Genomic DNA, 7,480 nt, shown 5'->3' with positions numbered 1-7,480 from the left:
TTGTACCAACCCCTTCCCCATCCACTAACAAGAAACCCCCTCTTTTGCTTGGGTGGGGGGGGGGGGGGGGGGAAAAAAAAAAAACCCCCCCCCCCCCGACCCCCTCACCAAACCCCGCAACTCGCCCAAATCGGGCACATTTGTCTCGAAAAGTGTCCCTTATGGACAGTCCGGACCCGGGGGAGGCCCCTTGCGTGAACCCGCTCCCGCCGTGTCCACCACGACGCGTTCGTCTTGTCCCGCTATAGAGGTGCAGCCGACCAGCACTTATGCGACTTCGCCGGGACCCTGGCCTTCAGGGTAGGGAAGGGGACCTTGACGTCAGCGAGGCGATCACGCCATGTTTGCCTTACCCCTCACTAAATGCCGGAATGCCTTTCAAGGTCAGGGTCCCGGCAAAGTCGAGGCAGGGCGGGCCTGATCTGAACACCGGCGGGCTTCAGTGTCCACAAGGGACATCGCCGGGCGATTGAGTGCCCGATTGATGCCGCTATGTTCGGTTTCGCAGGGGGTCGCGAGTGATAATCAGGGCTATTGAGAGGTAGGCAAAGTTGTCGTGACCGACAGCCCCAACTGCGCGTTCTCCCGAAGCCGCTGCTGCCGATCATGTCGCGAAAGCCACTTTCGGGACACCACATGTCTCGAAAGTGGCTTTCGCGGCACCTCGGCGAAGACTTCGAGAGCCGGACATGTCCCCAATGCCACATTGGGGGCATCACACCGCGGCGCGGGGCCCCACGACACGTTCGCCTTCTCCCGCTATAGCGATGGAGCCGACCAGCAGTTATGCGACTTTGCCGGGGCCCTGACTCTCAAGGCAGGGAAGGAAGCCTTCACGGACACGCCACCTTTGGGTAACCTCCGCATTTAGTCCTCTAAATGCCAGAACGCCTTCCGCCGCGTGACCGCGGTCATGGGCATTTAGAGGACTAAACGCGTTTTTTGGGCTTCCAGATCACCAAGGCGGTCTGCTGCCGCATGGGCACGAGGTCCTTGCGGTAGGAGGCGTGCACGGCCGCGGCCGTCTGCTCGGCGGCGACGTACGCGGCCGTGAGTTCCTCGGTCAGTTCGGCGATCCGGCTCCGCAACGCGTCGACCTGGTTCTCCAGCTCGATGATCCGCTTGATGCCGGCGAGATTGACACCGTCCTCTTGGGACAGTCGCTGCACTTCGCGCAGCAACGCGATGTCCCGCATGGAATAACGGCGTCCGCCGCCGGAGGTCCGGCCCGGGGACACGAGACCCTGCCGGTCGTAGGACCGGAGGGTCTGCGCGTGCATACCGGAAAGCTGCGCCGCCACCGAGATGACGAACACCGGCGTGTCTTCGTCCGCACCGTGCGGCAGCCCGCCGAACATCATGCTCACCTGCCTTCGAGAAGTTCGGTGATCTCCGGTCGCGGATCGTGGTCGGCCATGGCTTCCGCGTAGGCCTCCAGTGCCTCACGGGCCTTGTCGTCCAATTTGGACGGAATGGCCGCCTGCAGGGTGACCAGCAGATCGCCCTGCGCACCGTCCCGTTTCGCGATTCCCTTGCCGCGCACGCGAAGCACGCGGCCACTCGCCGTACCCTGCGGCACCTTCAGCGAGACCTTGCCCTCGAGGGTCGGCACGGTGATCGTGCCGCCGAGGGCCAGTTCCGCGAAGGACACCGGCACGGTGATCGTCAGGTCGAGGTTCTGTCGCCCGAACACCGGATGCGGTGCGACGTGCACGCGGACGTACAGGTCGCCCGGCTGCGCGCCGCCCTTGCCCGGTTCTCCCTGACCGGCGAGCCGGATCCGCTGGTCATCGGCGACGCCGGGCGGGATCCGCACGGTCAGCGTGCGGGTGCGGGTGCTGACGCCCTCGCCCGCGCATTCCGGACAGGGGTCGTCGATGATCGTGCCGCGGCCACGGCAGTCACGGCACGGCTCGGAGAACGCGAACGCGCCCTGGCTCCGGCTGACCAGCCCGCTGCCCTGGCAGGTCGAACACGTCCTCGGGGAGGTCCCCGGTTTCGCGCCGTTCCCGCCGCAGGTGGAACAGGTCGCCGGGCTCGACAACCGGAGCGGCAGGGTCGCGCCCTTGACCGCCTCGGTGAAGTCGATCCGGACATCGGTCTCCACGTCCGAACCGCGCTGCGGCCGGTTCGCCGTGGCACCGGCGGCACCGCGGCGGCCGAAGAGACCGCCGAGGATGTCGCCGAGCCCGCCGAAGCCGCCCTGCTGCTGGCCCGCCTGGCCGAAGATGTCGCCGACGTCGAAACCGCCTGCGCCACCGCCGCCGCCAGGGAAACCGAAGCCGCCGGGACCGCCGGAGCCGAAGAGACGCCGGGCCTCGTCGTACTCCTTGCGCTTGGACGTATCGGAAAGCACGCCGTAGGCCTCGGAGACCGCCTTGAACTTCTTCTCCGCCTCCGCGTTGCCCGCGTTGGCGTCGGGGTGGTTCTCCTTGGCCAGCTTGCGATAGGCCTTCTTGATCTCGTCCGGGGTGGCGTCGGAGGAGACGCCCAGCTCACGGTAGAAGTCCTTACCGATCCATTCCCGTGCACTCACCGAACGTCTCCTCCTTTCACGCCGTTTCGCCGATCAGCGGTTGTTTTCATCGAAGAGCTCGCCGTCGAGCGGCAGCTCGCCGCCGACGGGCGGATCCACCGGGGTGGCCTGCGCCTCCGGTGCGGGGGCCGCACCGGGTTCGTGATCGGTGACCCCGACCAGCGCCGCGCGCAGCACGCGCTCGCCGAAGCGGTAACCGCGGCGCATGACCGTGGTGACCGTCGGGCCCGCGACGTCCGGGGACGTGCTGTGCTGGACGGCCTCGTGCACGCTCGGGTCGAAGGCTTCGCCCTCGGCGCCGAACGGCTCGAGCCCTGAGCGCTGCAGGCTGGCGACCAGCTTCTCGCCGACCGCCTTGAAGGCACCCGTCAGATCGCCGTGCTGCTCCGCGCGCTCGAGGTCGTCGAGCAGCGGGAGCAGGTCACCGACGACCGACGCCTTCGCGCCCGCCACGACCTGCTCGCGGTCACGGTCGACCCGCTTGCGGTAGTTGGCGTACTCCGCCTGGAGACGCTGGAGGTCCGCGGTGCGTTCCGCCAGCTCCTTCTCCAGACCGGTGGCCACCGACACCGAATCGTCCACAATGGAGTCCCCGAGGCCGGGGCCCGCGTGGGTCGCGGGCGACGGCGGAGGTTCCACGGGCTCCTCGGTGGGGGCCGCGTGCTTCGGGCCATCCTGCGGGTCGGCGGCCGGGGCGGCCTGGCGGATCTCACCGGTCAGCGGATCGACCCGGCGACGGTCTCGCACGACCACCGGTTCGTCCGGGCCCCGGCCCTCGGTTTCGTCGTAGCGTTCCGTCACTTCTTGTCCTTCTCGTCCTCTTCGACGATCTCGGCGTCGACGACGTCGTCGGCCTTGGCCTGCGAACCCGCACCGGCACCGGCGGCCCCGGTGGCGCCTTCGCCCGCGGCCGCACCGTCGGCGGCGTTGCCGGCCGCGTTGGCGTACAGCGCGGTGCCCAGCTCCTGCGAAGCGGTGTTCAGCTTCTCGATGGACTCACGGATCTTCGCCGAGTCGGTGCCCTTGAGCGCCTCGTTGGCCTCGTCGATCGCGGTCTTCACCTTGCTCTTGAGGTCGTCGGGCAGCTTGTCCTCGTTGTCCTTGACGAACTTCTCCGTCTGGTAGACGAGGGTCTCCGCCTGGTTGCGGGTCTCCGCCTCCTCGCGGCGCTGCTTGTCCTCCTCGGCGTGCGCCTCGGCGTCCTTGACCATGCGCTCGATGTCGTCCTTCGGCAGCGCGGAGCCACCGGTGATCGTCATCGACTGCTCCTTGTTCGTGCCGAGGTCCTTCGCGAGGACGTGCACGATGCCGTTGGCGTCGATGTCGAAGGTGACCTCGATCTGCGGCACGCCACGGGGGGCGGGCGGCAGGCCGGTCAGCTCGAACATGCCGAGCTTCTTGTTGTGCGCCGCGATCTCGCGCTCACCCTGGAACACCTGGATCTGCACCGACGGCTGGTTGTCGTCCGCGGTGGAGAAGATCTCCGAACGCTTGGTCGGGATCGTGGTGTTGCGCTCGATGAGCTTGGTGAACACGCCGCCCTTGGTCTCGATACCCAGCGAAAGCGGGGTCACGTCGAGCAGCAGGACGTCCTTGACCTCACCCTTGAGCACACCGGCCTGCAGCGCGGCGCCGACGGCGACGACCTCGTCCGGGTTGACGCCCTTGTTCGGCTCGCGGCCACCGGTCAGCTCCTTGACCAGGTCCGACACGGCGGGCATGCGGGTGGAACCACCGACGAGCACGACGTGGTCGATGTCGCCGACCGCGACACCCGCGTCACGGATGACGTTGTTGAACGGCTTGCGGGTGCGCTCGAGCAGGTCCGAGGTGATCTTCTGGAACTCGGCGCGGGAGAGCTGCTCGTCGAGGAACAGCGGGTTCTTGTCCGCGTCCACGGTGATGTACGGCAGGTTGATGCTGGCGGAGTTCGAGCTGGACAGCTCGATCTTCGCCTTCTCCGCCGCCTCGCGGATGCGCTGCAGCGCCATCTTGTCCTTGGTCAGGTCGATGCCGTTGGACGACTTGAACTTGTCGACCAGCCAGGTGACGATGCGCTCGTCCCAGTCGTCACCACCGAGGTGGTTGTCACCGGAGGTGGCGCGGACCTCGACGACACCCTCGCCGATCTCCAGCAGCGAGACGTCGAACGTACCGCCACCGAGGTCGAAGACCAGGATGGTCTGTTCCTTCTCGCCCTTGTCCAGGCCGTACGCCAGCGCCGCCGCGGTGGGCTCGTTGACGATGCGAAGCACGTTCAGGCCGGCGATCTGCCCGGCCTCCTTGGTGGCCTGCCGCTGCGCGTCCTCGAAGTAGGCGGGGACGGTGATGACCGCGTCGGTGATGGTCTCGCCCAGATACGCCTCGGCGTCACGCTTGAGCTTCATCAGCACGCGGGCGCTGATCTCCTGCGAGGTGTAGGCCTTGCCGTCGATCTCGGTCTTCCAGTCGGTACCGATGTGCCGCTTGACCGACCGGATGGTCCGGTCGACGTTCGTCACGGCCTGGTTCTTCGCCGGCTGGCCGGTCAGCACTTCGCCGTTCTTGGCGAAGGCGACGATGGACGGGGTGGTGCGTGAACCTTCGGAGTTGGCGATGACCGTCGGCTCGCCGCCCTCAAGGACAGCGACGACCGAGTTGGTCGTGCCGAGGTCGATGCCGACCGCTCGCGCCATGGTGTGTTCCTCCTGCTATTCGTGACCTGCACGTTCACCCCCACCTTGAGTGGGCGCTACGCAAGTTCTATCGGGATGGTGCGGTTTCCGTCAAGCCGGACTTGAGCCGACTGCACTCAACCTTTGTACCCGGCTCAACGAGCGACCAGGGTGTCTTGTTCCCGGCTTACCGGCAGACCGTGCCCGGAGCTGGTGTGACCCCGCTCACCAGGTATTTCACCTCTTCGGCACGCACGCAGGCCGAGTTGAGCAGCCCCGTGTGCCCGTATCCGGCGTCGACCAGCAACGTCGAGTTCTCGATGTTCCGCGCGAGCCCCCTCGCCCACGCCAGCGGCGTCGCCGGATCGTGTTCGCCGCCGACCACGAGGATCGGCGCCGCGCCCCGCACGTGCTGTGGCCGCGGCAGGTACGCGGAAGCCACCGGCCAGCCCGCGCAGCCGCTCGCCATGTCCCAGAACTCGGAGTAGCGCCAGCTGTGCGGCGCGAGGGCCTTCACCAGCCCCTGCATCGCCTTCATGTCGGCGTAGGAGGTGAAGGGCGAGCCGAAGTCGTGACAGCCGATCGCGCGGTACGCGCCGTACGACGGGTCCAGCTGCGCGTAGGGCAGCAGCCCGTCCGCGTTCCCCGCCCTCGCGGCTTCGACCGCCTTCGCCAAGTCGGGCCAGAACATCGGCAGGATGATCGCCCCGTAGACGGCGGCCGCCAGCTCTTCGGCGGTCACGTTCCGGCCGAGTTGCTTCGACGGGACACCGCCGGGTGTGCGCATGAGGGCGTCGTAGGTCGCGATGACGTCCTTGCCGCGGAGCGCGCACTCGTCCGATGTCGTGCACCACTTCGCGAAGTCGTTGAGCGCGCCCTCGGTCGCGATTGCCTCGTCGAGGACCGCCTGCCGCGTCGGCCGGGAGTGGTCGACGGCCCCGTCGAGCACCATCGCCCGGATCCGCTTCGGGTACTTCTCCGCGTAGGCGGCGCCGAGTTCGGAACCATAGGAGACACCGAGCCAGTTCACCTTCGGCTCACCGAGGGCGATCCGGATCGACTCGATGTCGTCGGCGGCGCGCCAGGTGTCCACTTGGGATAGTGCCGGGCCGGTCCTCTTGAGACACTCGGCACCGGAAACGCGGTTGTGCGCGATGAGCTTTTCGTAGTCGGCACGGCTCTTCGGGAACCGGCTGATCGCGGGGTCGTGCAGCGTCGGGCCGCAGGTGATCGCGGGCTTGCTCGCCCCGACACCGCGTGGATCGAAGCCGATGATGTCGAACCGCCGCCGTGCCTCGGCCATTTCCGGTTTGTCCAGCGCGAAACCAAGGCCGCCGTACTTGAGCACGGTGACCCCGGAACCGCCAGGTCCGCCGGGGTTCGTCAGCAGTGAACCGACCCGGCGCGCGGGCTCGGTCGCGGGCAGTTTCGCCAACGCGATCGAGAACGCGCCACCGCTCACCGGAAGGCTCGCGCATTCCAGCGTCGGCGAGTACTCGGTCGCGCAAGGTTTCCAGTCGATCCCGGGTGCGGCGGACGCGGGCAGTGCGGAAAGCGGCAGCAGGGTCAGCGCCGTGAGCGCGGCAAGCGTCTTCATACGGGCTTCACCGTGACCTTGCCGGTACCCGACCTGAGGTCCAGGACGTTCGGCGAAGCCTGGTCCTGCCGCACGCCGCCGGTCTCGACGCCGCCGACCTCCGACTCGGCGCGGACCTGGTACGCGCCGTCCGGGACGGTGACGGTGATCTTGCCGACCTCGGCGTTCGCGGTGACCGCGCCCGGTTTGGCGAGACCGACCTCGATGTCGCCGGTGCCGGTGCGCAGTTTCACCGGACCGGAAGAGCTCTGGACCTTGAGATCCCCGACGTCACCGTGGAGGTCGACCGAGGCGGCGCGGGTGAGCGTGATCTTGCCGGTGCCGATACCACCGGAGATCGCCAGCTCACGCGGGACCACGACGTCGTAGTCCACGCCGCACTGGCTGCAGCCACCGAGTACCAGCGTGCCGTTTTCGACACTGTGCGTCTTGCCGGGATGACGTCCGGTGTAGGTCACTTCGCGGCGCAGCGAGACCGGTGCGCCGTCCTCGACCCGGAGCGTGACGCCGCCGACCGGGACGTCGACCCGGATCGCCGTGATCTGCTCGGTGACGGGTGTGCCGTCGCTCAGCGTCTCGCGGTTTTCGCTTGTGCAGCCGACGATCCCGAAGGCCGTCAGCGCGCCGAGTGCGAGCGCGCCGAGGACGCGCTTCTCCGTGTTCCCCATGAGAAAGTGTTTCCCCCGATAAAGT

At 67.6% G+C, this 7,480-nt stretch carries 6 protein-coding genes; all 6 read right to left on the bottom strand.

Annotated elements, in window-relative coordinates; genetic code table 11:
• Window positions 1–929: 929 nt before the first annotated feature.
• Window positions 930–1,358 carry a heat shock protein transcriptional repressor HspR gene (locus ACZ7KI_RS27695; protein ID WP_470275987.1) on the bottom strand — a complete coding sequence of 143 codons (429 nt, stop codon included), beginning with the start codon at window positions 1,356–1,358 and terminating at the stop codon, window positions 930–932.
• 5 nt (window positions 1,359–1,363) lie between these two features.
• Window positions 1,364–2,536: a molecular chaperone DnaJ gene (gene dnaJ / locus ACZ7KI_RS27690; RefSeq protein WP_470275975.1), complete on the bottom strand. Its 1,173-nt coding sequence runs from the start codon at window positions 2,534–2,536 to the stop codon at window positions 1,364–1,366.
• 33 nt (window positions 2,537–2,569) lie between these two features.
• Window positions 2,570–3,337, bottom strand: a complete 768-nt coding sequence (gene grpE / locus ACZ7KI_RS27685) for a nucleotide exchange factor GrpE (protein WP_470275974.1) — start codon at window positions 3,335–3,337, stop codon at window positions 2,570–2,572.
• Window positions 3,334–5,211, bottom strand: a complete 1,878-nt coding sequence (dnaK, locus tag ACZ7KI_RS27680; protein WP_465459832.1) for a molecular chaperone DnaK — start codon at window positions 5,209–5,211, stop codon at window positions 3,334–3,336. Before dnaK ends, grpE begins: the two co-directional genes overlap by 4 nt.
• Window positions 5,212–5,377: 166 nt before the next feature.
• A complete protein-coding gene (locus tag ACZ7KI_RS27675; RefSeq protein WP_470275973.1) occupies window positions 5,378–6,787 on the bottom strand; it encodes an alpha/beta hydrolase in 1,410 nt (469 codons plus the stop codon).
• The gene (locus ACZ7KI_RS27670) at window positions 6,784–7,455 is read right to left on the bottom strand and encodes a DUF4097 family beta strand repeat-containing protein (RefSeq protein ID WP_470275972.1); all 672 of its coding nucleotides are present in this window, start codon (window positions 7,453–7,455) and stop codon (window positions 6,784–6,786) included. The genes ACZ7KI_RS27675 and ACZ7KI_RS27670 overlap by 4 nt, the downstream gene beginning before the upstream one ends.
• Window positions 7,456–7,480: the final 25 nt, after the last annotated feature.

It is taken from the genome of Amycolatopsis sp. NPDC039088, assembly GCF_055598845.1.
Note: the sequence above shows the minus strand (reverse complement) of the source record. Positions and strands in the feature narration are given on the sequence as shown.